Here is a 26,438-nt window from a genome sequence, read left to right as displayed (position 1 = left end):
CACTAATCCTTCATATAAAACTCAGTCACGAAGCCCGCACCCTTGAGCGGAAGGCCTGGAGCCCAATCTACCGGGTCACTCATCAGCGCTAAGACCTTATCCAGATCCTCTGGGCGATCCGATTCGATGCCGAGCTCATCATGCACATGCAGTACGGTGTCGAATCCGGCCTGCTCGGCTTTAACCAGAGTGACGGCCAAGCAGTCCCGGGCAATCGCCTGGACGATGTTTTCCACAAGCTTGCCCCCGTATGTGGATATCAGCGTCCACTTTCCTGTCTTCTGGTCCGGCCCCATATAGTGAAGTGCCTGCTTGCCGAAATCATTCTGCGCCAATCGCGGCGCTACATAATAGAGCTTGCGGCCACTCGGTAGCTGCACGGTGAAGAAGTCCAGATTATTGCCGTGATGGCTCTCTCGGGCGAAGACAATGCCGCGAACGCCTACTGGCATTCCTGTCTGCATGACCTCAACGGCTGCCCGCTCGAAGGCGTACCACAGATCAACGATTCGGCGATTCGCATTTCGCCACCGGTTTACGATCTCAGGTAGCTCCTCCTCTGAAAGCCCCATGTCCAAGGCACCCATCTGGATCAGTGCGCCAGAAGCACCTTGATAGCCCAGCGCGAGCTCAGAAACCTTTCCTTTGCTTCGCAAGTCTTTCGTGATCTCCTCAAGGGGAATACCGAACATTTGGGATGCTGACGCCTCATATATCTTCCCGTGTGTGGCGAACACGTCCAGCCGCCACTGTTCTCCGGCCAACCAGGCTATAACTCGAGCCTCGATAGCGCTAAAGTCTGCCACCAGCAGTTGCTTACCGCTTGAGGCTACAAATGCAGTCCGGATCAGCTGGGAAAGGGTATCCGGCACATTGCCATACATGAACTTGAGCATGTTGATATTTCGATCTGCTACTAGCTGCCGGGCATAGGCTAGAGTCTCCATCTTGTTTCGGGGAAGGTTATGCACCTGCACCAATCGGCCTGCCCAGCGTCCCGTCCGGTTAGCACCATAGAACTGCAACAGCCCACGCACCCGGCCATCCTCGCAAGCGACAGTCTTCATGGCCACGTACTTTTTGGTGCTGGTCTTACTTAGCTCCCTGCGGATCTCCAGGACACGTTTGGCCTTGCCTTCCTCCACTGATTCAATCAGTCCGGATACCGTGTCTTTTTTCAGATCCTCAACCTCTTCGCCAATTTCCTCAGTCAGCCACTTCTTGAGCTGCTGCACTGACTTCGGGTTATCAAGGCCGCTAAGCTGTACGGCTTCTTTCATGAGCTCAGCTGTAATCTGTTCGTCTACGGCCAGGGCTCCCTCAACCAGATGAAGGTCGCAGGCAATACCGCGGGCGTTAATTCGCTGGTCCAGCTGCCACAGCTGCCACTCCATATCAGGAACCGGGAATACTGATAGCCGGCGCAAGATTTCCATTTCGGCTACAACGTCACCGATACAGTATTGCTTGAAGGTCTCCCACTTTTCCGGCTCATGGTGGGGTAGCGTCCTGAGCCTTTGCCCGTTAGCCTTTGTCGGCTTAGTGGGCACACAGAATGTCCGGATCAGCGAGCCACCAACGCCCATTTTCTTCTTATCTTGCGGCAGTCCCAGTGCTTCCCCGACTTTGCCCAAGCCCGCAGGGTAGCCGCAGTACAGCCCGTGGATCTGGGTGCAGCGCCACTGTTCTACTGGTGATGACCAAAACTTATTAAGGCAATACCATTCAAATGCTGCGTTGTATGCGTGTTTGATGACGTTTGGATCGCTTAAGGCAGTTATAACAAGCTGTGGAATCTGCTCTCCCTGGGCCATGTCTACGATTTGAACAGAGCCACCGTTAAAGGAATAAGCAAATAGGAGGATTTGAAAAGCAGGGGACTGTACATATCTGTACAATCCCGCTTTCTTGATGTCTATATCGCTGAAGGTCTCGATATCAATCGAGAGGTGATGAATTAGATCCCCCATACAGGGCCACCTGGCATCGGTCTGCCGGTAATAGGATCAATTTGCTGCTGTGCTGGAGGTTGCTGGCTGTACTGCTGTGGCGCTTGGCCATATCCTTGCTGTGTCGGAGGTTGCTGGCTGTATCCCTGTTGTGGTTGCTGTCCATATTGTGGTGCTGGCTGACCATAGCCCTGCTGAGGAGCCTGACCGTAACCCTGCTGCGGTTGTTGGCCATACTGCTGCTGTGGTGGTGCCGCCTGCTCCCAACCCTGAGGGCCCGGTGCAGGAGTATATCCTACGCCACCGCCGTTGCCACCGAAAGCCTGCTCTGCAGAGATACGGCCGCCAAGAGGTTCACCATCCCGGAGGATCTGCACAGGACCGAGACCAGCACCCACGCCCTTCTTGCCGCTGTTGAGATACGGGAAAAAGTTGATATTCACGCGGCCATACACTCCGGAGTAAACCCGGGTCTGATCGATCATAGGGCTCATGTCAGAAGCGACTACGGCCTGCTGCTGTTTGCTACTTGCCGTCAGCACCCAATGCCCTTTGCACTCAGGCCCGAATGCTTCACCGTTGGGGCGAAGGCCGTCACCATCATGAATGGGAGTTGCCAATTGAGGAGGTCGTGCCCCGTTCCAGATGCTCGTAGCACCCTTTTGCGCAGCCGCTTCTATAGCAGCGTTAATCCGCTGCATGGTAGCATAGTCGGTCTTTGGAATCAGAATAGTTGTGCTATATTTCGGCTCTTGCCCCGGTTGATTGGCCCGCGGGGTAAAGAGGTTTACAAAGCTCAATCTCACTTCACCTGTTGTCACTGCAGTTGTATTCTCCATTTTGTCAGTTCTCCTCTACGATGTTTTATGATTGCTCCGGAGCAGTGCTGAACACGTCTTCCGGTTTAACCTGTGGGTTATACGCTGGGCGCTTATCTTCGATTTGCGCGAGCGCGGGAGCGCCTGGCCGGGATACTACATGCCCCGGTTCCACCAGCAGCTCTTTATAGACCTTCTTTGTCAAGGCATCCTCAAGCTGGGGCAAAGTCAGTGGCTGCCGCTTAAATAAAATGGAATCATCAATGCCCTGCTCTTTGAGATAGGCAAAAGCTTTATCCAGATCGACATACTCGCGTCCACCACGGCCCTCGACGACTTTCCAGCCAGGTACGTCTCCGCCCTTCAGCGCTTCGGCCAGAGCGAGTTTCTTCAAATCGTTGTACCAGCTGACGATACCATCAGCCTTCTTTAGTACCTCGCCCACTTCGTCCCAGCCGATCAGCGGCGGCTTCTTCGGTGCCGCCGTGCCTGCCTCCAGTAAATGCTCTACTCTCGCCCTGCAGGTCGCCTTTGCCCGGCAGAAGCCGCAGTGGCTGCCGACACTATAAGCGCCCTCACCAGCAAATGCCTGCTGTGCAATCGGCTTGATACTCTCGCCCCAAGCAAGCAGATCCTCTACCGGCAGCGACCACTCAGACGGATTATTCCATACTTTCGGTTGCACGATAGCGATATGGATCTCCTGAATCGGGAACCACATCGCGAAAGCTTTGTAAGCTCCCAAGGCGTACAGTTTCATCTGTGGATTGTCCTCTGCAGGTACCGGCACGCCGGATCCGTTCTTGTAGTCGATAATGTGAAGCCTGCCAGCGCCGATGACAATGCAGTCAGAGGTACCGAAACCCTCCGGGATGTATTCGGTCAGATCCAGCTTCCGCTCCACAGCAATGTGCGGCGGTGTCGGGAAGGAGTGGACCAGGCTTTGAATGTAATCCAGGTAAGCATTCGTGTGCTCTTCAATGACAGGTTCATACAGTTCATGCTTCTGTTTCTTCTTTAGCTCAGAATTGAACTTTGCAGCCTTTAGCCCAAAGAAGGCTTTTTGCAGCTTCAGCTCGCTGATCTCATGAGCCAGCGTCCCGCGCTTAGCTGCTTCGCTCTCTGTATCAGGCAGCGTTGACTCCAGGCGGGCACTCGGAGGGCAGTGCAGCCAGCGGTGTGCCCCGCTGGCCGAGAGCAGGGCATGTGCCCGCTCCCCGTGTGCAATCTCCCCCGCCACCATTAGATCTTGGCTCCCAGGGACCGCAAGTACGTTGCAAACTCGCCATAGTGCTGCGGGTTAAGCTGGGTCAATGCTTGTGCGCCGTGCTGCTGGAGCCAAGCAAACAGCTCTCCCTGACGTCCGGCATCCAGGATAGGCTGCGCAGCGACACCAAGCTGATCCAGTGTATAACCTGGTGTGGATGTTGGAACGGATCCGCCTGCAGGCTGCTGCGGTGTCTGGCCGAACGTCTGTTGTGGCTGTTGGCCATATTGCTGTGGAGCCTGAGGCTGCTGGCCGAAACCCTGCTGAACAGGCACGCCCCCCTGCTGTCCCTGCCACTGTTGCCCTTGCTGCGGAGACTGACCAAAACCGCCATAATCAGGGGTGCTGGATTGTTGAGGCTGTGACGGGGATTGCTGGGCAGGAGTAACTACCTCGACAGGTGTGGAACCAGAAAGTAGGGAATGAAATGAAACCAATTCGGTGACGGCTTGCTGGGCGTTATCGCCAGTGATGTTAATTTGAACGGGCATGATGATCCTCCTCGGATAATAGGGATGTAATACAATGAGTACAGACCTTGCGGTCATTCCAGTTACGGATAAAGTGGATATTTACGATGTGGCCACAGACCTCACAGCGGACAACTTGAGACAGTTTAACAAGCATGATCAAACCATCCGAGCTTCGAGCTCTTCAATCCTCGCGCATAAATCCATCTGCCATTCCATATCGCCCATTTCGTGAGCCATGAAAGCGAGCTGCTTAAGCTTGTCGAGCTCACTGACGATCTTGGCGTTGACGTTTAGGCATTGGAACAGCTCCAACTGTTCGGCAACCTTGAGCGGTCTGGATCTGGAAATAGTAGTCAACTCCGCCATACGACGATGAACCGGATGAATGGCCAGCATTACTGATTACCTTGCAGCTTGACAATACTTGCAACACAGGTACTGCAGATCGGCTTGCCTGACAGGTACTTGATTTCTTCCAGGTTTCCGCAGAGTGTGCATCCTGGTGCATACTTCCGCAAAATGATCTTCTCGCCATCTACAAAGATCTCCAGCCCATCACCTTCCGCGATATTCATCGTACGGCGCAGCTCCATAGGGATGACAACACGGCCAAGACCATCCAATTGACGAACAATTCCTGTTGATTTCATCTTGCTTCTCCTCTCGGTCAGTGTTACACTGACCTCATAATGTAGTGTTATTGCAGACGGCCACCGGCTCCTACCCCGGAAGGTCGTCTTTTTCGTTTAACGTGGCATCACCCCTTTCAAGGTTGTCATCTGCTTTGATCACAACAGCGCCGATACCGTCACACAAACAGTTATTGCCGCAGTAGAGATCCTTGCCAAACTTCACGACTCTTTGACCAAAAAAGATTTCAGCCTGACATTTCGGATTAGCGCAATAATCGATGACTTCAAGCGGACTGGTTACTTTACTCACTGACCTGCCTCCATTTCAGCTATTTCTTTATCCAGCCACCAGATAGCTGCTTCTGGCTCTGCGACGATCAGGAGACCATTCTGGATTTGCCACCGTCTGCGGCGAAGATCCAACCGTCTCCGAGTGAGCTCAACAGACTTTGAAGTGGCTAACATGGCCGGCCTCCTCACGCTGGATCTGAGTAAGTGTTTCCTGCACCGTGTGCTTAGCCCGGCCTAAGCCGGTCACATGCTTGATGTCACGCTGCTGCAGCATGCCCTCGATAGCGCGCTCTAGGTGTTTCTGAGCAGCGGCCAGTTCGGCTTGGATGTTGATTTTCATTGGTTAGCTCCTTTCGTCGGGAATGTCTGCCCTTCGCGTTTGGTTTTCTCCCACCACTTTATGAATTCATCTTTGTCAACTAACACCGACTTCGGGCCAACTTTAAAACTCGGAATGCCGCCGATTTCTGGATTCGTACTCATCAAGACGTATACTTTTCGTTTTGACAAGCTGGTGAATTCGGAAATCTGCTTAGCCGTAAGATAAGGCGGAAGGTGTATTCCTGTAACTGACATCCCTATACCTCGCATTCCAAACCGAGCATTTCAGCAATGCGCGGCTTCTGTTTTTCTCCAGGACGGGTTCCTTTGAATATTTCAGAAACGTATGTGACAGAAACTCCGAGCTCCTGGGCTACATCTTTCATCTTTATGTTTTTTTGGAACATGATCTTTCTGGCCTCAGCTCCAAACTCGGTATAAAACGACATTTGGGATACCTCCCTCCTAATGTTTGTAAAATTTACAGCTTAATTGTTGACACCTAACCGAAAATATTCTAATATCATTAAAGAAGGCAAAACCAAATAAGGGTCGTTGGGGAACGATTTTTTATAACGGATGGTAATCCGCAGGTTTTTTGTTGCCTTTTTTGCCTTTAATTAAGCTGTTGAATACATATTAACTGAATATTTTTGAATCGTCAATTGTTTAGTCGAAAATATTCAGTTAAATCATTTTGTTTCGGGAGGAACCTAGAGTGACCTTAGTTGAAAATATCAAGTCGTTGTGTGATAGCATTGGGATCTCTATTCCAAAGTTAGAGAAGGAAATGGGGTTTAGTAAAGGATCTATCTATAACTGGGACAGAAGCTCTCCCGCAATTGATAAAGTCAAAAAGGTTGCAGATTATTTCTCTGTACCGTTAGACAGCATCCTTCCTACCTCAGATGATAGCGAAAGATCAAATTCATTCTCAGACAATACCAGAGAAACACTTAACCTGATTGACGATCGATACAATAATAGAGATTACACTGTGATGCTCCATGATTTAATGATTCGAAATATGTCATATCTCCATGAGGGCAAAGATTTCAGGTTTCTGCCCCAGTATCAATTACGTATTGATACCGAATTAAATAAATTGAATCAAAAGTATAAAATTGAATTCAGAAGTACCCCCGATAGTATCCTTGAGATCTGCAAAGCCGAATTAAACAGGCAGCTTACAAAAGAAGTTTTGGATAGCTTGAAAAACCTACGTAATGAAGTTGACTCTGACATCAGATTTGGCAAAACACCTCCGCCCATCCCTGTTGACCAGATCGAGACTATTGCTGCCCACCATGAAGGTGAACAATGGACTGAAGAAGAGCTGGAGGAAATCGAACGATTCAAGGAATTTGTAAGAATGAAGAGAGGACCTCGTACTGAGGAGTGATGCCGGATTGAGCTATCAAATTCTTCTTAGAGATGCGGATTTAAGAGGCATTGAAGTATATGAAGTAACCTTACGTGGCAAGTTGAAAGGCCTATATAAAGATCAGATCATTTGGCTGGACAAGTCCCTGTCCGATGTGGAGAAGCACTGTATCCTTGCGGAAGAAATCGGTCACTATGAGACGACGACGGGAGATATTCTCGACCAGTCTGATATCCGAAACCGCAAGCAGGAATTAAGAGCAAGACAGTGGGCCTATCAAAGGATTATTCCATTATCTATTATTGTACAAGCCCACGAATCAGGGGCTAAAGGACGCTATGAGATTGCCGAATTTTTAAATGTTACGGAGAACTTTCTGCAGTCTTCTGTTGATCGGTACAAAGAGAGATTTGGTATTCTTGCGACAATCGATAATTATATAATTTATTTTGACCCATTAAGTGTAGTTGAAGTTAACATTTAACCTTCGTGAATTCCAGTCGGAAGGCTGTTTACATATACCCATCAACAGAACATATGTTTCGAAAAAGGAGGGATTGGTATGCCGGGATCATTTAGACAAAGAGGGTGCACCTGCCCCTCTGAGCGAAAGAAGTGCACATGTGGAGCGACATGGTCATTCCGGATTAGCGCCGGCAAAAATCCAGTTACCGGAAAATATGATTATGAAGAAGGTCACGGATTTAAGACAAAAAAGGAGGCAGAGTTAGCTGCGGCTAAAGTATACACACAAATAAAAGAAGGCACCTACGTAAGAGAATCAAACATTACTTTTGAAGAGTTCTCACAGCAATGGCTTAAACTTTATGAGAGCACAGGGAAAGTCAAGATCAGCACTGTCCGGGTCAGAAAACACGAAGTAGGTAGGTTAACACCCTACTTCGCAAAGCTCAGAATGCGCGACATATCAAAGCAGCGTTATCAGGATGCGCTAATCAGCCTGAAGGAATCCTTTGCAGACAATACACTGGATGGCATCCATCGAACTGGCAGGATGATATTTAAGAAGGCAGTTGAACTAGATGTGATTAAAACCGATCCGACTCAATACGCCCAGGTTCCAAAAACGCAAAAAACCGTTGAAGAATTGGAGAGCTCAGAAGTAGTTGTCAAATATCTTGAAAAGGAAGAGTTAGCACAATTTATTCAAACGGCAAGAGACTACGGCTTGGATCGGGACTATCTCATATTTAAGACTCTGGCATATAGCGGTATAAGAGCCGGGGAGTTATGCGCCTTAAAATGGCGGGATGTTAACTTTGATCAGCACACGATAAACATCACGAAAACCTACTACAACCCGAGCAATATAATAACCGGCTATCATTTGCTCACGCCTAAAACCAAGAGCGCGGTAAGACGCATTGAACTGGATCAGAAACTAATGACAGAGCTCGCAGAGTACAAGCAGCTTCAAGAACATCAAAAGTCACAAAATCCAGAATATTACGATGAGGGTTTTGTGTTTGCCAAAACAAAGAAAAATGCAGGCTACCCAGAGTACATCAAAACAATTGAGAATCGGATGGCCAGATTATTAAAACTTGCAGGATTAAACGAATCTCTGACCCCTCACAGTTTGAGGCATACCCACGTATCCCTACTGACAGAAGCTGGAGCCGAGCTACAAGAGATTATGGATCGTCTCGGACACAGAGACGATGATACGACACGCTATGTGTACACTCATGTGACCAAGCCCAAAAAGAAAGAGGCCTCCCAGAGGTTTAGTAACCTCATGGAAAGCCTCGACTCATAAATATTTTTATGGGCAAATTATGGGCAAGCGCTCATATCCACCCCGATAAACCTTGATGCATAAGGGTTTGTCACCCTTATTACATCATGCCGCCCATACCGCCCATGCCGCCCATATCCGGCATGCCGCCGCCTTTTTCAGGCTCAGGCTTGTCAGCGATGACAGCTTCGGTGGTCAGGAACATTGCCGCTACGGAAGCTGCATTTTGCAGCGCGGAACGTGTTACCTTGGCAGGGTCAACGATCCCCGCTTCGAACATGTTCACCCATTCGCCGGTTGCCGCGTTGTAACCTACACCAACAGTTTCTTTCTTCAAGCGGTCCACGATAACGGAACCTTCTTCACCAGCATTCGCAGCAATCGTGCGGATCGGCTCTTCCAGTGCGCGCAGCACGATGTTGACACCAGTTCTTTCGTCGCCGGTTACATCTACAGCTGCTACAGCGTTATATACGTTCACAAGAGCTGTACCCCCACCGGATACGATACCTTCTTCAACCGCAGCACGGGTTGCGTTCAGGGCGTCTTCGATGCGCAGTTTGCGCTCTTTCAATTCTGTTTCAGTTGCTGCGCCGACTTTGACAACGGCTACGCCGCCAGCCAGTTTAGCCAGACGCTCCTGCAGTTTTTCTTTGTCGAACTCGGAAGTGGTTTCTTCCAGCTGGGAACGGATTTGGCTTACGCGTGCATTGATGTCCGCTTTGTCGCCGCTGCCGTCTACGATAGTAGTGTTTTCTTTGGTTACGCGCACTTGGCGGGCGTTACCCAGTTGTTCGATGGAAGTGCTCTTCAGGTCAAGACCCAGCTTCTCAGTGATCACCTGGCCGCCTGTCAGAGCAGCGATGTCCTGCAGCATTGCTTCGCGGCGGTCGCCAAAGCCAGGGGCTTTAACAGCAACAGCGTTGAAGGTTCCGCGCAGTTTGTTCACGATCAGCATTGCTTGTGCTTCGCCTTCGATATCTTCAGCGATGATCACGAGCGGACGGGCCTGCTGTACAATCTTCTCAAGCAGCGGAAGAATTTCCTGCGTGCTGCTGATCTTCTTGTCAGTGATCAGGATGTACGGGTTGTCCAGAACAGCTTCCATTTTGTCCGTGTCAGTAATCATGTACGGGGAAATGTAGCCGCGGTCAAACTGCATACCTTCAACCACTTCAAGCTCAGTCAGGAATCCGCGGGATTCTTCAACAGTGATAACACCGTCTTTGCCGACTTTTTCCATAGCTTCTGCAATCAGTTGTCCCACTTCATCGTCAGCCGCGGAGATCGCTGCTACTTGAGCGATAGCCTGGGAATCTTCGATTGGCTTAGCAATCTTTTGCAGTTCAGCAACAGCCGCTTTAACCGCCTTGTCGATCCCTTTACGGATGACCATTGGGTTAGCGCCTGCAGTTACGTTCTTCAGACCTTCGCGGATCATGGCCTGTGCCAGAACCGTTGCAGTTGTAGTACCGTCACCGGCTACATCGTTAGTCTTAGTAGCTACTTCTTTAACGAGCTGTGCGCCCATGTTCTCGAATGCATCTTCGAGTTCGATTTCTTTGGCGATGGTAACACCGTCGTTAGTGATCAGCGGGCTGCCGAATTTCTTCTCGAGCACCACGTTGCGGCCTTTAGGACCCAGTGTAACTTTTACTGCGTTTGCCAAAGCATCAACCCCGCGAAGCATCGAGCGGCGGGCGTCTTCACTGAATTTAATTTCTTTTGCCATTAGTGTTAACCTCCTAAAAGTTTGTGAGCATTACTTCATGGCTACACTTCGAACAAACTTACTTCGAAAAGCGTAAACCTGGTTTGTGTTACGTGCGTTGAAGCTTAAGTATGGTTACGGCTAAACTTATAAACGTTCTTCTTAGTCAAGAATCGCGTGAATGTCGCTTTCCTTCATAATCAGATATTCTTTGCCTTCGTATTTGATTTCGGTTCCGGCATATTTCGAGAAGATCACGCGGTCGCCTTCTTTAACTTCCAGCGGTACACGCACTCCGTCTTTAAGAGCTCCGCTGCCGACTGCAATAATTTTGCCTTCCTGCGGCTTCTCTTTGGAAGAGTCCGGAAGCACGATACCGAAAGAAGTGGTTTCCTGTTGCTCGCTTGGTTCTACCAATACGCGTTCACCTAGTGGTTTGATCATGAAAAATAGCCTCCTTTGAAATTATGTTATTTACATTGAGAACATAGATTGGGATGCCGGAGAATCAAAAAGGATTCATACGGCTGCTTGTGAAAATATCGTCTTGGCGCGGCCTCTGCCGGCTAATCCCATATTGTTCAGCTCCGTTAGCACTCAACCATCTGTAGTGCTAACAACAATTTTTATGATACTCAACTTGAAGACGGATTTCAAGTCCTTTTACGTAAAATCGCATTGTTTTACGGAAAAATATGGTTTGCACGGTTGTCCGGCACACACTCTCTTACATTCTATCCACCAGAAGGCAAAGTATGCCCGTCCCGGCTTCAAAACTCAAGATTCAAAGCCAGAGGGTCAATGTCAGAGCTCCTCTTGTTTAACATAACGTGCTTCCCGTCCGGCATCCTCCGCCAGCTGCTTGCGGTAGACAAAGGCTGAGAGAAATACGCTGAACTCATAGAGCACGATCAGCGGAAGGGTTACAAGAAAGTCCGAGATGAAATCGGGCGGCGTTATTACCACGGCGATAAAGACAAGCGCGAAATAGGCATACCGCCGCATCCGGCGCAGGCGCAGCGGATTGAGAATTCTCAGCTTAGTCAGGAACATGACAATCAGCGGCAGCTCAAACAGCAGCGCCAGCGGAATGCACAGGCTGAACATGAAGCTGAAATATTCGGCAATCCCGTACGTCTCCTCCAGGCCCATGCTGCGGGTAATGGAGATCGTGAATGAAAGAGCCATAGGAAACACGATGTAATAGGCAAACGCTATTCCCAGTATAAACAGCACAAACACATAGGGCACATACCGCAGCGCCGCACTACGCTCCAAAGGCCGCAGCCCGGGGCTGATGAACGCCCACAGCTGATAGACAATGAACGGCAGTGAGACCGCCAGCGAGACCGCCATGGCAATCTTCATATACATGCCGATACCGTCCCAGAAGGAAAATGCATGCAGAACAAAGCCCTCAGCCTGATCGGCATGGATCAGATACAGATAAATCGGTTTGGCGACGAATAGTCCGCCGATAAGACCGGCCACAAACACAATCAGCACATAGATAATCCGTCTGCGCAGTTCGGTAAGATGATCAACCACTGACATTTCTTCCGCTTCCAGAGACATGATATGGCACCACCCAAATGACTTATGTAGAATTCCCCGTAAAAAAAAGGAGGCGCCGCCCAGTCTTAACCAGACCTGAGAGGAACGCCCCCGCGTAGTTAAATCGTATTATTCCGGAAGACGCCGGTCCTGCGGAAGTTCTGCAGCTAATTTCTGCGGGGCCGGCGGAACAGGCGCTTCACTGCGCTTTGCCGGTTCCGGCTCGCTGATAATCTCACGCGCCCCGTCCTTGAACTCACGGAAGGTGCGTCCGACTGCACGCCCAAGCTCAGGAAGCTTGTTCGGACCAAAGAGCAGCAGTGCCAGGATAACCAGTAAAATAATTCCGGGAGCACCAATACCATTCAGCATTTGTTATTCCTCCTCGTCACTCTGTCCGTTCATGATATCTTAAACACTAATTTAATAATACCATAACTTTTGTCACACATCCAACCGGCTTTTCAGCAGATTGGACGGGACAGACAGAGGCCGCAGAGACTATTGACGGTACTGGCCGGTGACCATCAGCAGTGCTTCCGGCAGCTGATCCATAATCGCTGCCAGATTCTCATGTACACCTTTCGGAGTACCCGGGAGATTGACAATCAGCGTTCTTCCGCGGATTCCGCAAATGCCGCGGAAAAGCATCACCGCGCGGTTCTTTTGCATAACTGTACTCCGCATCGCTTCCGAAAGACCCGGCACCTCCCGTTCAATCACACGTCGTGTGGCTTCCGGTGTAACATCACGGATTGCCAGGTCGGTTCCTCCTGTAGTCAGCACCAGGTCGGCCTTAAAATAATCCGTAAGCTCAATCAATGCGGCAATAATCTCATCCTGCTCGTCCGGCACGATCCTGACCTCAATGATCTCACCGCCAAGCTCTTCTTCCACCAGCTCCCGAATAACCTGGGCGCTAGTGTCTTCCCGTTCGCCCCTGGACCCTTTATCGCTGGCCGTCAGGATTGCTGTTTTCCACGCCATAGGTTGTCCCTCCCTCTCTATGTACTATGTATGGACGGCTGCAGACTTCTCGCGCTTTAGCCGTGCTGTGTTTAAACCTCCAGCGCATAATCCCCGTTTTTCCCGCCGCTCTTTGACACCAGCATCGTCGGTCCGATAATCATGTCCTTCTGCAGCGCCTTGCACATGTCGTACACTGTCAGCGCTGCCGCAGAAACGGCCGTCAGCGCCTCCATCTCCACACCGGTCATCCCGGTTGTCTTGACAGTTGCTTCTATATAAAGTTCATCTTTGCTGTTATCCGAGAAGCGGATGTCAATGCCGGTCAGCGGCAGCGGATGGCACATCGGGATCCAGTCGGCTGTTTTTTTGGCGGCCATGATTCCAGCGACCTGCGCGACAGCCAGCACATCCCCTTTACCGATCCTGCCGGCCTTGATGGCATCAAGCGTCCCCGGGTCCATCTTTACCTTGCTTCTCGCAGCAGCTGAGCGCTTGGTGATCTCCTTGTCGCTGACATCCACCATGCGTGTCCGGCCCTGCTCATTAAAATGACTTAGTTCCATGCTGTTTCTCCTTCCGGAAATCCATGATACCGTCTTCTGTAATCAACATGTCCATATAGGCATCATGGTAATCCATAGGTACCTCCGGTACCACCTGCTGACCGAATGCCAGACCGATCCACAGCGGAGCACCTGCGGATGCCGGAAGCTCCGCTTCCCAGACTGCCCGCAGACGGTCATAATAGCCGCGTCCGTAACCGAGCCTTCCACCGCGGCGGTCAAAAGCCAGTCCGGGCACGAATACAGCATCCGGACGGTACTGCCCGCCGGGTTCACAAGCCGGGGCGGAAATAGGCTCTTGGATACCATAGGCTCCAACTGCAAGCTCTTTCCATGAGTTTACCGGATGCAGGCTCATTTTTCCTGTGGATTGGATCACACGGGGCAGCAGCACCTTACGGCCCGCTGCCCAAGCACCGTCGATCAGCGGACGTGTGTCCAGCTCCGAACGGAACGGCACGTAGGCAAGCAGCGTCTCTGCACCTTCCCATGCAAGCCACTCCGCTGCATAACCGCAGACCAGAACAGATAATGCCTCTCTCTGGTCTGCCGGCAGCTTGTCGCGGACAGCGGCTCTCTCCGCGCGCAGTTCCCGCTTTAATTCGGCGAGCAAGGCGCCCTGGCCTGTCATCTGCAGCCGCCTCCTCCTGTTCATGTGACTAGCTTATCATAGTTTGTAAACTCAGTTTACCACTCTTCTCCCCGGTTCGCCAAGGTTGTATCATTTGCTCTGTTATGCGAATCATTCAAGCTGTTCTCCTTCTATCCTGCTGTCAAAAAACACGCTGCGCCCCCCTATCCTCCCAGCTTTCCGCACCCTGCCGCAAAGTTCCTGCCCCCTCGCGCCGCTGGCGCTTTTCATGTAAACTATAGAATAAGCAAGTTACACGGCCGGGCGTCAGTGCCAAGGCGAAATATGCAAGGGCGGAGGTTTCATCAGTATGCTTCTTCAAGCGACAGGAATTTCGAAATCATATGGTATACAAAGCGTGCTGGACGGCATCAGCCTGCAGGTGAATGAGAAGGAGCGGGTTGGACTGGTAGGCGTTAACGGCGCCGGCAAATCCACCTTCCTGCAGATCCTCGCGGGTGAGATGTCCTTTGACAGCGGGCAAATTCATAAATCCAAAGAAACAACTATCGGCTATCTGGCCCAGAACAGCGGACTGCAGTCGGACAAAACGATTCAGGAGGAGATGCTCGCTGTGTTCGCTCCCCTGATTGAGGCGGAAGCCGAGCTGCGGCAGATGGAGGCGAGTATCGCTGATCCTAAGCTTGCCGATGACCCGAAACGGTATGAGGATTTGCTGGAACGGTACGCTAAACGGTCGGACTGGTTCAAAGACCACGGCGGTTATGAGATGAACACACGCATCCGCAGCGTGCTGCACGGGATGGGCTTCGGAGAATTCGCACCGGATACGCCGATTGCCACCTTAAGCGGCGGACAGAAGACACGGCTCGCACTGGCCCGTATCCTGCTTCAGGCCCCGGATCTGCTCATGCTCGATGAGCCTACGAACCACCTGGACATCGAGACGCTGACATGGCTGGAGGATTATTTGCGCAGCTATGCCGGCGGAATTCTGGTCGTCTCCCATGACCGGTATTTCCTCGACAGGCTGGTAACCACGATCGTTGAAATTGAGCGGCATCAGTCCCGGCGGTATACAGGCAACTATAGCCGTTATATGGAGCTGAAGGCTGCGGAATATGAGATCCGCATGAAGCAGTACGAGAAGCAGCAGGACGAGATCTCCCGGATGGAGGATTTCGTGCAGCGCAACATCGTGCGTGCTTCCACAACCAAACGTGCCCAGAGCCGGCGTAAGGCACTGGAAAAAATGGACCGCATCGATAAGCCGCTCGGCGACCTGAAGAAAGCCAGCTTCTCCTTCGAGCCTGACTTCATGTCCGGTAAAGAGGTGCTGCAGGTACGTGACGTTGCCGTATCGTTCAGCGAAGAAGCAGCGCCACTCTTCCGTAACGCGTCCTTTGAACTGCGGCGCGGCGAAACAGCAGCCCTGATCGGCCCGAACGGGATCGGCAAATCAACACTGCTGCAATGCATGACCGGTACCCGGGAGCCTTCCGCGGGAACCGTAAACTGGGGAGCCAAAGTAAAGATCGCCTATTACGATCAGGAACAGACACGGCTTAACCAGCGTAATACGGTGCTGGAAGAACTGTGGAGCGAGTATCCGATGCTGGAAGAGGCGCGGATCCGTACCATACTCGGCAACTTCCTGTTCAGCGGGGAGGATGTCCTGAAGCGGGTCGCAGCGCTCAGCGGCGGTGAAAAAGCACGCGTGGCACTATCTAAGCTGATGCTGCGCGGCGCAAACATGCTTATTCTCGATGAGCCTACCAACCATTTGGATTTGGTCAGCCGTGAGGTGCTGGAGTCCGCCCTGATCGATTTTGAAGGAACCCTGTTATTCATCTCCCATGACCGTTATTTCCTCAACAAAATGGCTGAGCGTGTATTGGAGCTGCATCCCGGCGGCATCGACCAGTATCTTGGCAACTATGATGATTATGTTGAGAAGAAAAAAGAACTGGAAGCCATCGCCCTGGAGGAAGCCGAACTTACGGCGGCCAAAGCCTCGCGCAATGCCGATCTTGATGCTGCAGCAGATAAAGGCAGTGCCTCCTCTTATGAAGCGGACAAAGCGGCCAAACGGGAGGAGCGGAACCGGCAGCGGCGGATTTCAGAGCTGGAAGAAACCATCGCCCGCCTGGAGGAAGAGATCGCCGGAATTGAGCATGAAATGACCAAACCGGAGGTTTATCAGGATTACATGGCGCTTCAGGAGCATGAGAATGACCTTAAGGACAAAAAAACGCAGCTCAGTGAACGGTTTGACGAATGGGAGCAGCTGGCTGACGAATAATGTAATCAGGTTAAATAAATATTTTTAAACTGTTACCGATTTGTTCATAAAAAATTATCCACATACCCATCCACAGTTTTCGTGCATAACTCTCCGTAAAAAAAGCCCTCCGGGGCCTTTTTTTACGCGATAAATCGCTATTTTGTTTGTCAAGGACTTTTTATCCACCGAATTATCCACATTATCCACAGTTTCCACAAAAACCTCACACAGGAAAACTCCACATTTCAGCGATTCAGAAAATAGGCGTTATTGCTGATTTTACACGGTTTTTACACAACTATTGCAGAATATGTGGATAACGTTGTCCACATCTTGACAAAAGCCGCATGTGCTTAATTTTCATCCTACAACTCATTGAAGGAAGCCGTACAGATGCCCGGCTCAACGTAAAAAACAAACCCTCTTCCTGGCTTGTATGCACCAAGATGAGGGTCTGTAACCCCTGCCTATTCCACTACCGGAAAAACTGCCTCCCGGACCTGCTCCACCCGGGCGGAGAGCAGTGCCGCATTGCAGGCGGCAATATAAGCTATCCCTGCTGCCATCACAATATCCTGATGGATCGCTGTCCCCCGGAACTTACAGCCTTCCCATTCCACCATAACCGCAGCTTCAGCCTGGGCGTTCTCCCCGCTGCCCAGTGAATGCAGATCCAGTCCCGCAAAGCTGATATGCTCGGCGATTCCCTGGCTGATTGCAGCAATGACTGCCTCCAAAGGGCCGCTACCGGTGCTGGTGTACGCTTCTTCTGTGCCGTTTTGCAGGTGGCGGACCGTCACTGCGGCCACCCTCCGCGGGGCGCTGCCGGCCAGCACCTGAACATCGCCCAGCTCGTAGACCTGGGCCTGCTGTCCGGTAGCCGTGCTGACCATCCGCAGCAGCTCGTCATCACTGACCGCTTTCTGCCGGTCGGCTGTCTCTTTGAAGGATTCGTAGAGGGCATCCAGCTCTGCCGCATCCAGGGCAATCCCATACTTCGCCGCGCGGTCCTTGAGTGCGTGTCTGCCGGAGTGCTTGCCCAGAATGATCATGCTGCGCGGAATCCCCAGCCGCTCAGGGTCCATAATCTCATAAGTGCTGCGATCCTTCAGCAAGCCGTCCTGATGAATGCCGGACTCATGCTGGAAGGCATTTCTGCCGACGACCGGCTTGTTGTAGGCAATCGGGAAATGCATCGCCCCGCTGATCATCCGTGAGGTATCATACAGCTTATCCAGCACGATTCCCGTTTCCGCGCCAAGGGCATCCCCCCGGGTCTCCAGTGCCATGACCAGCTCTTCCAGCGCACAGTTCCCGGTACGTTCGCCGACGCCGTTGACTGTAACCTCGATTTGGGTTGCCCCGCCGGCAATGGCTGCCAGGCTGTTCGCTACGGCAAGGCCCAGGTCGTTATGGCAATGGGCACTGTAGCTTACCTTCTGCCCGCCTCTGGCACCAAGCCGCACCCGCCGGAACATCTCCCCGTATTCGTGCGGCAAGGCATAGCCGACGGTATCCGGCAGGTTGATGATACTGGCCCCTTCTTCAATGACTGCCTCAACCATCTCGATCAGGTCATCGATTCCGGTCCGGGCAGCATCCATCGCAGTGAACTCCACCACCTCGCAGAACTGCCGGGCATAGGCTGTCATTTCACGTGCGGCTGCGACGACCTCAGGGCGGCTTTTACGCAGCTGGTGGCGCAGGTGAATGTCGGAAGACGAGATGAACAGGTGAATCCGCCGCCGCTCTGCATCCCGGGTCGCCCGGACGGCCGCATCGATGTCCCCCCGGACTGCCCGGGCAAATCCGCAGATTTCCACGCCCTGCACCTTGCGGGAAATCGTCTCCACAGCGGCAAAATCCCCCGGGCTCGAAATCGGAAAGCCCGGCTCCAGCACATCCACACCCAGCTCGGCCAGCTTATATGCGAGTACGATCTTTTGTTCAGGCGTCAGGCTAGCACCGGGAGCCTGCTCGCCGTCACGCAGCGTTGTATCAAAAATTTGAATCCGTTTTTTCACCGGTATAATCATGGAAAACCCTCCTAAAGTTTAGTTAGCATACACTGTTCACTGGATGTTGCGCAGGGCACACGTCGACTTGTCCCCTGCTGTTCCCGCCCACTGCTGCCGGCAGCATCTCAACCGCTTTTATCAGAACGCAAAAACCCGCCGTCTCAATAAAGAGACGGCGGGTTACCCCTCCGCGGTACCACTCTTTTTGACGCATCCGGTTCCTATTCATAGCAAACCGCAAGCTGCGTCCAGCTCCTTCCCATCCTTGGCCGGGCGTCCATTTAAGGCACAGGTCAGCCAAGGATGAGTGTCTGGTAACGGAGACATCCGTCGCGGCGTACATCTGTATTTTCCGCCGCTCCGCTCCCGGGCGAGATTCAATGCTTCATAGGCGTCTGCGTCGCACCACCCCGCAGCTCTCTGTACACCTTCGTCATCTACTGCTCCCGTTCATTGCGTGTAATCCCTATAAGTACACAAAAAAGCCTGCCGCCTCTATTCAAGAGACGACAGGCTGTTAACCTTCGCGGTACCACTCTTGTTGATATTCCGGTTCAGCCCTATTACGCTGCCCTCAGAATATCCACTCAACAGTCAGGCAAGTTCATGCGGTTGCTTCAGCACCCGCCTCCACTGCCTTGACCACCCTCTCACGGAGGTTACCCGTAGACGGTGTACGAAAGGTCCAGCACAATCTGCATGCCGTTTAATGTCCCTCTAGAAAGGACATCCCGCTTCCACCGCTCCGCTCCCGGACGAGTTCAGGTCTCCTTCGGCTGCGTCGCACCTTCCCGCAGTTCTCTTATCCCGGAGTAACCCTACTGCTTCCCTTCATCGCGTTTGCATCGTTTAATTGGGTTGATTATACTCTTCCCGTTCAAATGATGTCAATAGGCAGACACAGACCACTTTTCCAGTGATAAGCCCGGATCGGCAACCATATCCAGCGGGGTGCTGCCGTCGTGCCGCCATTTCACATAGGCTGCAGCACCGATCATGGCAGCATTATCCGTGCAGTACACCGGCGGTGGAATGATCAGCTCAATGTCCTCCGCCTCGCAGCGGGATACCAGTGCTTCACGCAGCCCTTTGTTAGCGGCAACCCCGCCGCAGAGCAGAAGCTGCTTAGCCTCACAGGCTTTTACAGCCCGGACAGCCTTCTCCACCAGCACCTCGACCACAGATTCCTGGAAACCGCGGGCGATGCCGGCCACATCCGGTGTCAGTCCCTTCATCTTGCTCTGATTCACCACATTCAACACCGCCGACTTCAGACCGCTGAAGCTGAAATCATAGGAATCCGGCTCCAGCCAGACACGCGGCAAGGCTACCGCTTCTGCCGCTTCACGGGCCAGACGGTCTACATGAGGACCGCCCGGATACGGAAAGCCAAGTGCGCGGGCGACTTTGTCGTAGGCTTCGCCGACCGCATCATCGCGGGTGCGCCCGATAATCCGGAACTCCCCTTCGCGCTCCATATTGACCAGCTCCGTATGTCCCCCGGATACAACGAGAGTCATACACGGGTACTGCAGCTCCTTCACCAGCCGGTTGGCATAAATGTGCCCGGCAATATGATGCGTGCCGATTAGCGGCTTGCCCCAGGCCAGCGCCAGGCTTTTGGCCGCAACAACACCCACCAGCAACGCGCCGACAAGTCCCGGTCCTTGCGTAACCGCAACAGCCGTAAGCTCCCCGGGCTGTACCCCCGCGGCTGCCAGCGCCTCCTCGATCACCAGGGTGATCACCTCGACATGCTTGCGTGAGGCAACCTCCGGCACTACGCCGCCGAAGGCGCGGTGAGTTTCAATCTGGCTGGAAATAATATTCGCCAGCACCTCGTGGCCGTTTTTGATGACTGCTACTGAGGTTTCATCACAGCTCGTCTCAATAGCCAATATAAGTACAGGCTCAATAGCGCCTGTTTCAGTATTCATTTTAGATCCACGCTTCCTTCCGTCAACCCTTGCTCTCCATACTCCGGCAGATCCGCCCACATAATCAGCGCATCCTCACGGTTGTCCGAATAATACCCCTTGCGGGTACCGGCCGGCCGGAAACCTTTTTTGCGGTATAAATTCTGGGCTACCTCATTCGAGACCCGTACCTCTAGCGTAATAGACTTCATTCCCAAAAAGCTCGCCGTCTTCATCAGCTCCTCCAGCAGCCGGTCGCCCCATTTGCGTCCCCGGTAAGCTTCGAGCAGCGCAATGTTCGTCACATGGGCCTCGTCGACAATCGCCCACATCCCGGCATAGCCGATGATATGGCCGTTCAGCTCCATCACCATATATTTGGCAAAGTGATTATGCGTCAGCTCATTACGGAACGCTTCCTCCGTCCAGGGCATCGTAAAAGCTTCCCGTTCGATCACGAGAATCTCTGGAATATCCTCAAGCTTCATCAGGCGAAATACAGGACCGCTCTCCTGTTCTCCCGCCCGCGTACGTTCCGTCATACTTTGCTCGCGCTCCCTTCACCGCTCCGGCGCAGATTGGCTTCCGCTTCAGTAAGCTGGGTATAATTCGGGATTAACCCGTGGATATCGTCACCGCTGCTGCCCTCCAGCAGGCGTTCCTCACCAAGGAGCGCTGCCCAGCGCCCTTCCAGCTCGTAAGGCTCCGCATGTACTTCCGCTGCTCCCAGCAGGGGACTAAGACTGTCCCCGCTGCCATGCAGCGCAGTCTCTCCGACAAACCAGACGACGCGGGGTTTACTGCCCTCCGCCTCCGCCTGTTTTAGCCTGTCTGACAAATACATCACCCAGTCAACCATAAGGCGGATAGCATCCGGTTCGAGACGCTGCGGAGCACGGAGCCCGCATGATGTGAATAACCCTGTGTAGACTTGTCCCCGCCGTGCATCGAGCAGAGGAATAATCCAGTCCGGACCAAATCCCTCCGTCTGTGTAGCTTGTTCAGCCGCACGCTTCTTCTGTATAGCAGCATACCCGCCCCAAGCCAGGGCATGCAGGCTGGAAATTCCGACGACCGGCACCTTCCAGGCCCAGGCCAGCGTCTTGGCCGCAGTCACCGCAATCCGGGTGCCCGTGTATGATCCCGGACCCAGGCCGACAGCCACTCCGCCAAGCATCGAGGCATCCGTACCGCTGGCCTGCAAGGCCTGCTCAATAATCGGCAGCAGGTGCACAGAATGGTTCCGCTCACCGGATGCATTAATCTCATGTAATAGTTTGCCTTCTTCAGTTACAGCTACTCCCAGGACAGCCGTTGATGTATCCAGCGCCAAAAGCCGCTTGCGCGGCCCTTTATTTTCGTTCATCATCCTTGTTTACCCCACTTCTGGATCAGCGCCCGGCACAATTCACCATAAGGCTCCCCGGTACCGGTTACCGTAATGAAACGTTCCTCCGGTCCGGCTGTTTCCATGTATATATGCAGATGCCGCGGCGGCATCAAGTCTGTGATGATACTGCTCCATTCCACCAGGCATACTCCCTGCCCGTAGAAATATTCGTCCAGTCCAAGCTCGTCCGCTTCCTGCAGCGAAATCCGGTATACATCCATATGATACAGCGGCAGACGCCCATCATACTCTTTGATTATAGTAAAAGTAGGACTGTTAACAATCCCCTGCACGCCCAAATGGCGCGCAAAACCTTGCGAGAACGCCGTCTTCCCCGCACCCAGATCCCCGTCGAGGCCGATCACCATACCGGCTGTGGCTGCGGCGGCTATCGCAGCTGCCAGCAGCTCCGTATCCTGGAGGCTGTACGAACGGTAAGTGAACACCGTTTCATCGTTATTGTCCAAGCTGCAACTCCACCTTTTAAAATAGTACCAACACCGCAATACTTTTAATTATATCGGTATGCTCCTGGTACCGCAACAACCTCTACTCCTCGCTGCCCGCAGCCACGGGCGGAGGGAGCTTACGGCTTCTTGCCCGCGGCGTCCTGCTTAGGGAGCGCTGGGAGAACATACTGTGGAGAGCCATTCCAATGATAATTACAGCAATACCTATCCAGGACAGCAGTGAAGGCAGCGGTGAGGACAGAATCAGCATCTCACCGGCCAGGGCGAATAATACCTCAAGCGACTGGGTGGCCTCCACTGCCGCGAGCCCGCTCATGCTGCTGCGCACCATATCCGTAGCCCGGAAGAACAGCACGGTAGCGATTACTCCTGAAGAGAGGGCAACAATCAACGATTGTCCTGCTTGGGAGCCTGAAGGCAGCCCGGCATCTGCATAACCGACGAGCGCCAGGACCAGCCAAAAAGGCAGACTGGCCAGCGTCATGCCAAGAATGCGCTGAAAGACATCCAGCCGGTCTCCGCACAGCTCCATCATCTTGCGGTTGCCGAGCGGATAGGCGAAGGAAGCAATCAGGACCGGCACGATGCCCAGCAATACCTGAGATACTGCCAGCTCGCGGGCCTGTTCAGCCTGGAGCAGCACTACTCCGGCCAGAATAATCAGCGACAATCCGAGGCCGCGAAGCGGGATTCGGCCGCGCTCATAGAGGAGCCCGTCTGGTCCGCTCACCCATCGGCCGAAGAACGGGGCGAGCAGCGAGCCGGAAATAATCGTTAACTGCCAGGTTCCGGCTGTCAGCCAGCCTGGAGCATATGCAGCCGCGAAGCAGATCGGAGCGTAGAACAGGCCAAAGCCGACCGTTCCCCAGAGCAGCCATGCCGCCGGGCGCTCCTTCATTGCTGACAGCAGCGGCTTCAGCCGGCCCCGACCGGCCACAATCGCCACCAGAAACGGCAGTGTAAACAAGTAGCGCAGCGAGGCACTCCATGCCCAGCTCCCCCCTGACAGCTCCATCCGCCGGTTAAGCACAAAAGTTACTGCAAAGAACAGCGCCGAAAAGACGCCTAATATAATAGGACGCAAAGTAATCATCTCTTTTCATCAAATTCACATCCCAAATATAGGCGGTAGCGGCAGTTAGCGTCAACCTTTGTGTCAGCTATCATGCAAATGCAGTAAGCCGGGAATGCCAAAAAAGCAGAGCAGCGAATACCCATAACTGAAGGATCGCTGCTCTGCTTATATTCCGTTATAAATTCTAGTTCTGTGTAAACAGCCACAACTTTAGGGAGACGCCTAATTTCCCTGTTCCTCCAGCCGTTCCACACCCACTGTATGCGTATTTGTCGGACGTGAACCCACCTGCACGGTAGCCATGCCGTTTGCTTCATCTACACGCTCGATCCATACCGGTTCCCCGTCCAAATGTACAGAGATCATTTCCTTGGAAGCATAAATATCCTTCGCCCGCTTAACGTCCATTTTTTGGTCTCCTTAAAAGTTTTGTAATAGCATAAGCTTCACTGTATCAGGTTCGTACAAAACTCGCTTCGAAAGCATACGCTTAGTTTTGTAATAGCATAAGCTTCACTGTATCAGGTTCGTACAAAACTCGCTTCGGAAGCTTACGCTTAGTTTTGTAATAGCATAAGCCTCTTTGAAACTGTTATCCGGACCTTTTCAAACCTCGGAAAATACAATCAGCCACTACGTCATCCGGCAGCTGTAATCACTCTTAGTCCTCATCCGCTTCAGGTTCGCCGATCGTTGCATCTGCATCCAGATACCCGGCGGCGTCTATATTCAGCTCATCATCCGGATCCGCGATAATATTCGCCCAATCCACGACCTCTGCCGGAATATCCTGCCGAGGCAGCGCGTCACTCCACTCATTCCGTCCTCTGTCCATAGGTTCCTCCACTTTTCTTCACTGTAATGCATACCGCTTGACGCGGCTCTCCTTCAGGGGCCTGGCTTTATTTTTTCCCAAGGTTCGCAAAAAATGCATCAGGCTAGAAAATACGGCATCGCCTCATACTAAGCCATAGCACTTATTATCAGGAGGCGATATCGATGCATACCGTTTGGAAAGGAGCCATCAGCTTCGGACTTGTGCATGTACCGGTCAAAATGTTCTCCGCCACGGAGGATAAAGACATCTCACTGCGGTACATCCACAAGGAATGCGGCAGTCCGCTGTCCTATGTACGCAAATGCCCGGTCTGTGAGAAGGAAGTGGGCTGGGAGGAAATCGGCAAGGGGTACGAGTACGAAAAAGGAAAGTTTGTCCTGTTCGACAAAGAGGAGCTGGATCAGCTGACCGAAGAAAGCAGCAAAAATATCACGATCCTTGATTTTGTGGATTTGACGGAGATCGATCCGATTTATTTTCAAAAGACCTACTATCTGTCTCCTGACCAGGCGGGCACCAATGCTTACCGGCTGCTGATGGAGGCGATGCGCCAGACAGGTAAGATCGGGATTGCCAAGATTTCCATCCGCTCCAAAAGCAGCCTGGCCGCCATCCGTGTGCTGGAGGACTGCCTGGCAATTGAGACCATCTTTTATCCTGATGAGGTGCGGCCGGTCTCCCAGGTTCCCGGATTGCCGGAAGCAGGCATGGTGAGCGATAAAGAGCTGGATATGGCCAAGCTGCTGATCTCTCAGCTGTCCACACCGTTTGAGCCGGAGAAATATACGGACGACTACCGTCAGCGGATGCTGGACTTGATCTCCCATAAAGTTTCCGGGGAGGAATTCCATATCGCACCGTCGCGCCAGGAGAGCAATGTCATCGACCTGATGGCTGCACTGCAGGCCAGTATCGAAGCTGTCCAGCACATCCCGGCCGATCCCGGCCCTTCTCTGGCCGGCTCAGCCACCAAGCCAAAAACTGCAGCCGCGGCAAAGAAAAAAACAGCCAAAGCCAAAACAGCTGAAGCGGCGCCGGGAACTGCCGTAGTTAACGAAGCAACCGGGCCGATTCCGGTCATAGCTCCTAAAACGAAGCGGCGCAGCCCAAAAAGCAAAGAGACCGTTTCCTGAACCTTCGTGTATACAAAATAGTCAGGAGGTGCGCCATGGAAATGCAGCCGGTTACTCCTTTCGAACCTGTACTCGCTGCGCAGCTCCCGTCCGGCAGCCAGTGGATCGCCCAGATCAAATGGGACGGGGTCCGTATGCTCTCTTATTATGAAGGGAACCATATAGAGCTGATCAACCGCCGGGGCAACCGGCGCACATTGCAATATCCTGAGCTGACGGTGCCCGGCAGCTACTGCCGCGCAGACTCCTTCATCCTGGACGGCGAGGTCATCGCGCTCAGCGGCGGCAAGCCGTCCTTCCATGAAGTGATGCGCCGTGACAGTCTGAAAAGCGAAACAGTCATCCGGGCTGTGACACCTCAGGTACCGGTCCTGTATATGGTATTTGATATGCTCTACTGTAACGGGATGTGGCTGCTGGATCAGCCCTTATCCCGGCGGCAGCAGATGCTCAGTGAGATGCTGCTGCCGCATCCCCATGTGCAGAGTGTGCCCAGCTACGCGGATCCGGCAGAGCTATTCTCCGCAGATCTGAACGGAAGACTGGAGGGGATTGTCTGCAAGGACATAGGCAGCACCTATGCCCCCGGCGGGAAAGATAAACGCTGGCAGAAGCGCAAGATCATCTCTGATGTGACCGCAGTTGCCGGCGGCGTCACCTTCCGCGACGGCATTGTAAATGCCCTGCTGTTCGGGCTCTATGACGATGCCGGCAAGCTGCATTATATCGGACATGCGGGGGCGGGACGGATGACTGCCATGGATTGGCGGAATCTAACCGCACAGGCACATAACCTGACCATTCCCGAAATGCCTTTCGCGTCCCTTCCACAGCGCAGTAAGGGCGCCGTCTGGATCAAACCCAGCCTCGTATTCAAGCTGCATTTTCTGGAATGGAACAGCTCAGGCACACTGCGCCAGCCGGTGATTCAGGCACAGGTTGACCTGCCTCCGGAGGACTGCCGGATCGGGCAAAGAGGATAAGCTCTGCTTCCATGCCGATTAGAGGCAGAGCTTACCCGCTGTACTGAG

Annotated in this window: 30 protein-coding genes and 1 other annotated feature; of the genes, 6 read left to right on the top strand and 24 right to left on the bottom strand. The window is 52.8% G+C overall.

What is annotated here, in order from left to right:
• Positions 1-2: 2 nt before the first annotated feature.
• From AQR02_RS01250 to AQR02_RS01205, 9 genes are all read right to left on the bottom strand, one after another.
• Positions 3-1,970, bottom strand: coding sequence for a DNA polymerase (locus tag AQR02_RS01250; RefSeq protein ID WP_054939044.1), 1,968 nt, complete (start codon positions 1,968-1,970; stop codon positions 3-5).
• On the bottom strand, positions 1,958-2,788 hold the full coding sequence (locus tag AQR02_RS01245; protein WP_054939043.1) for a DUF2815 family protein: 831 nt from the start codon (positions 2,786-2,788) through the stop codon (positions 1,958-1,960). Before AQR02_RS01245 ends, AQR02_RS01250 begins: the two co-directional genes overlap by 13 nt.
• 25 nt (positions 2,789-2,813) lie before the next feature.
• Positions 2,814-4,010 carry a DUF2800 domain-containing protein gene (locus AQR02_RS01240; protein WP_054939042.1) on the bottom strand — a complete coding sequence of 399 codons (1,197 nt, stop codon included), beginning with the start codon at positions 4,008-4,010 and terminating at the stop codon, positions 2,814-2,816.
• Positions 4,010-4,525: a hypothetical protein gene (locus tag AQR02_RS32950; protein WP_054939041.1), complete on the bottom strand. Its 516-nt coding sequence runs from the start codon at positions 4,523-4,525 to the stop codon at positions 4,010-4,012. Before AQR02_RS32950 ends, AQR02_RS01240 begins: the two co-directional genes overlap by 1 nt.
• A 138-nt stretch (positions 4,526-4,663) precedes the next feature.
• Positions 4,664-4,903 (bottom strand): DUF7667 family protein, encoded by a 240-nt coding sequence (locus tag AQR02_RS01230; protein ID WP_054939040.1) that lies wholly within the window; start codon positions 4,901-4,903, stop codon positions 4,664-4,666.
• Entirely contained in the window at positions 4,903-5,157 is a 255-nt protein-coding gene (locus AQR02_RS01225) for an AbrB/MazE/SpoVT family DNA-binding domain-containing protein (RefSeq protein WP_054939039.1), read from the bottom strand. The genes AQR02_RS01230 and AQR02_RS01225 overlap by 1 nt, the downstream gene beginning before the upstream one ends.
• Before the next feature lie 70 nt (positions 5,158-5,227).
• Entirely contained in the window at positions 5,228-5,449 is a 222-nt protein-coding gene (locus AQR02_RS01220; RefSeq protein WP_054939038.1) for a hypothetical protein, read from the bottom strand.
• A 129-nt stretch (positions 5,450-5,578) separates the two neighbouring features.
• Positions 5,579-5,770 (bottom strand): hypothetical protein, encoded by a 192-nt coding sequence (locus AQR02_RS01215; protein WP_054939037.1) that lies wholly within the window; start codon positions 5,768-5,770, stop codon positions 5,579-5,581.
• A gap of 238 nt (positions 5,771-6,008) precedes the next feature.
• Positions 6,009-6,200, bottom strand: a complete 192-nt coding sequence (locus AQR02_RS01205; protein ID WP_054939035.1) for a helix-turn-helix domain-containing protein — start codon at positions 6,198-6,200, stop codon at positions 6,009-6,011.
• Positions 6,201-6,469: 269 nt separating this feature from the next.
• On the opposite strand from AQR02_RS01205, the gene AQR02_RS35395 reads away from it, so the two are divergent.
• From AQR02_RS35395 to AQR02_RS01190, 3 genes are all read left to right on the top strand, one after another.
• Complete coding sequence (locus AQR02_RS35395) at positions 6,470-7,153, top strand: helix-turn-helix domain-containing protein (protein WP_054939034.1); 684 nt, start codon at positions 6,470-6,472, stop codon at positions 7,151-7,153.
• 7 nt (positions 7,154-7,160) lie between these two features.
• Entirely contained in the window at positions 7,161-7,619 is a 459-nt protein-coding gene (locus AQR02_RS01195; RefSeq protein ID WP_054939033.1) for an ImmA/IrrE family metallo-endopeptidase, read from the top strand.
• 78 nt (positions 7,620-7,697) lie between these two features.
• The gene (locus tag AQR02_RS01190) at positions 7,698-8,915 is read left to right on the top strand and encodes a site-specific integrase (RefSeq protein WP_054939032.1); all 1,218 of its coding nucleotides are present in this window, start codon (positions 7,698-7,700) and stop codon (positions 8,913-8,915) included.
• 79 nt (positions 8,916-8,994) lie between these two features.
• Here AQR02_RS01190 and groL read toward each other — a convergent pair whose 3' ends face one another.
• The 7 genes from groL to AQR02_RS01155 all read right to left on the bottom strand — a co-directional run bounded on the left by groL (position 8,995) and on the right by AQR02_RS01155 (position 14,322).
• Entirely contained in the window at positions 8,995-10,626 is a 1,632-nt protein-coding gene (gene groL, locus AQR02_RS01185; RefSeq protein ID WP_054939031.1) for a chaperonin GroEL, read from the bottom strand.
• A gap of 141 nt (positions 10,627-10,767) precedes the next feature.
• Positions 10,768-11,049 carry a co-chaperone GroES gene (groES, locus tag AQR02_RS01180; RefSeq protein ID WP_054939030.1) on the bottom strand — a complete coding sequence of 94 codons (282 nt, stop codon included), beginning with the start codon at positions 11,047-11,049 and terminating at the stop codon, positions 10,768-10,770.
• A gap of 360 nt (positions 11,050-11,409) precedes the next feature.
• Positions 11,410-12,180, bottom strand: coding sequence for a twin-arginine translocase subunit TatC (gene tatC / locus AQR02_RS01175; protein WP_054939029.1), 771 nt, complete (start codon positions 12,178-12,180; stop codon positions 11,410-11,412).
• A 108-nt stretch (positions 12,181-12,288) separates the two neighbouring features.
• A complete protein-coding gene (gene tatA, locus AQR02_RS01170; RefSeq protein ID WP_082451926.1) occupies positions 12,289-12,528 on the bottom strand; it encodes a twin-arginine translocase TatA/TatE family subunit in 240 nt (79 codons plus the stop codon).
• Positions 12,529-12,660: 132 nt separating this feature from the next.
• Entirely contained in the window at positions 12,661-13,146 is a 486-nt protein-coding gene (locus AQR02_RS01165; protein WP_054939027.1) for a MogA/MoaB family molybdenum cofactor biosynthesis protein, read from the bottom strand.
• Between the two features lie 71 nt (positions 13,147-13,217).
• Complete coding sequence (moaC, locus tag AQR02_RS01160) at positions 13,218-13,691, bottom strand: cyclic pyranopterin monophosphate synthase MoaC (RefSeq protein ID WP_054939026.1); 474 nt, start codon at positions 13,689-13,691, stop codon at positions 13,218-13,220.
• Positions 13,672-14,322 carry a 5-formyltetrahydrofolate cyclo-ligase gene (locus tag AQR02_RS01155; RefSeq protein ID WP_054939025.1) on the bottom strand — a complete coding sequence of 217 codons (651 nt, stop codon included), beginning with the start codon at positions 14,320-14,322 and terminating at the stop codon, positions 13,672-13,674. Before AQR02_RS01155 ends, moaC begins: the two co-directional genes overlap by 20 nt.
• A gap of 310 nt (positions 14,323-14,632) precedes the next feature.
• On the opposite strand from AQR02_RS01155, the gene AQR02_RS01150 reads away from it, so the two are divergent.
• Positions 14,633-16,585, top strand: coding sequence for an ABC-F family ATP-binding cassette domain-containing protein (locus tag AQR02_RS01150; RefSeq protein WP_054939024.1), 1,953 nt, complete (start codon positions 14,633-14,635; stop codon positions 16,583-16,585).
• Positions 16,586-17,034: 449 nt separating this feature from the next.
• Here the strand turns inward: AQR02_RS01150 and AQR02_RS01145 are convergent, their stop codons facing one another.
• The 8 genes from AQR02_RS01145 to AQR02_RS32190 all read right to left on the bottom strand — a co-directional run bounded on the left by AQR02_RS01145 (position 17,035) and on the right by AQR02_RS32190 (position 24,271).
• Positions 17,035-18,603, bottom strand: a complete 1,569-nt coding sequence (locus AQR02_RS01145; RefSeq protein WP_054939023.1) for a 2-isopropylmalate synthase — start codon at positions 18,601-18,603, stop codon at positions 17,035-17,037.
• Between the two features lie 147 nt (positions 18,604-18,750).
• Positions 18,751-19,048, bottom strand: a binding site (T-box leader).
• Between the two features lie 424 nt (positions 19,049-19,472).
• Complete coding sequence (gene tsaD / locus AQR02_RS01135) at positions 19,473-20,522, bottom strand: tRNA (adenosine(37)-N6)-threonylcarbamoyltransferase complex transferase subunit TsaD (protein WP_054939021.1); 1,050 nt, start codon at positions 20,520-20,522, stop codon at positions 19,473-19,475.
• The gene (gene rimI / locus AQR02_RS01130) at positions 20,519-21,043 is read right to left on the bottom strand and encodes a ribosomal protein S18-alanine N-acetyltransferase (RefSeq protein WP_054939020.1); all 525 of its coding nucleotides are present in this window, start codon (positions 21,041-21,043) and stop codon (positions 20,519-20,521) included. Before rimI ends, tsaD begins: the two co-directional genes overlap by 4 nt.
• On the bottom strand, positions 21,040-21,870 hold the full coding sequence (gene tsaB, locus AQR02_RS01125) for a tRNA (adenosine(37)-N6)-threonylcarbamoyltransferase complex dimerization subunit type 1 TsaB (protein WP_054939019.1): 831 nt from the start codon (positions 21,868-21,870) through the stop codon (positions 21,040-21,042). The genes rimI and tsaB overlap by 4 nt, the downstream gene beginning before the upstream one ends.
• Positions 21,867-22,358, bottom strand: coding sequence for a tRNA (adenosine(37)-N6)-threonylcarbamoyltransferase complex ATPase subunit type 1 TsaE (gene tsaE, locus AQR02_RS01120; protein ID WP_054939018.1), 492 nt, complete (start codon positions 22,356-22,358; stop codon positions 21,867-21,869). The genes tsaB and tsaE overlap by 4 nt, the downstream gene beginning before the upstream one ends.
• Positions 22,359-22,440: 82 nt before the next feature.
• Complete coding sequence (locus AQR02_RS01115; protein WP_425339951.1) at positions 22,441-23,454, bottom strand: DMT family transporter; 1,014 nt, start codon at positions 23,452-23,454, stop codon at positions 22,441-22,443.
• Between the two features lie 204 nt (positions 23,455-23,658).
• Complete coding sequence (locus tag AQR02_RS01110; RefSeq protein ID WP_054939016.1) at positions 23,659-23,844, bottom strand: H-type small acid-soluble spore protein; 186 nt, start codon at positions 23,842-23,844, stop codon at positions 23,659-23,661.
• 253 nt (positions 23,845-24,097) lie between these two features.
• A complete protein-coding gene (locus AQR02_RS32190) occupies positions 24,098-24,271 on the bottom strand; it encodes a hypothetical protein (protein WP_159067656.1) in 174 nt (57 codons plus the stop codon).
• A gap of 164 nt (positions 24,272-24,435) precedes the next feature.
• On the opposite strand from AQR02_RS32190, the gene ku reads away from it, so the two are divergent.
• Complete coding sequence (gene ku, locus AQR02_RS01105; protein ID WP_054939015.1) at positions 24,436-25,407, top strand: non-homologous end joining protein Ku; 972 nt, start codon at positions 24,436-24,438, stop codon at positions 25,405-25,407.
• A 35-nt stretch (positions 25,408-25,442) separates the two neighbouring features.
• Positions 25,443-26,390, top strand: coding sequence for an ATP-dependent DNA ligase (locus tag AQR02_RS01100; RefSeq protein ID WP_054939014.1), 948 nt, complete (start codon positions 25,443-25,445; stop codon positions 26,388-26,390).
• Positions 26,391-26,438: the final 48 nt, after the last annotated feature.

The organism is Paenibacillus ihuae, from assembly GCF_001368795.1.
GTDB classification, from domain to species: Bacteria; Bacillota; Bacilli; order Paenibacillales; family Paenibacillaceae; genus Paenibacillus_AQ; species Paenibacillus_AQ ihuae.
The sequence above is the reverse complement of the archived record's forward strand: the minus strand, read 5'-3'. Positions and strand labels throughout refer to the sequence as shown.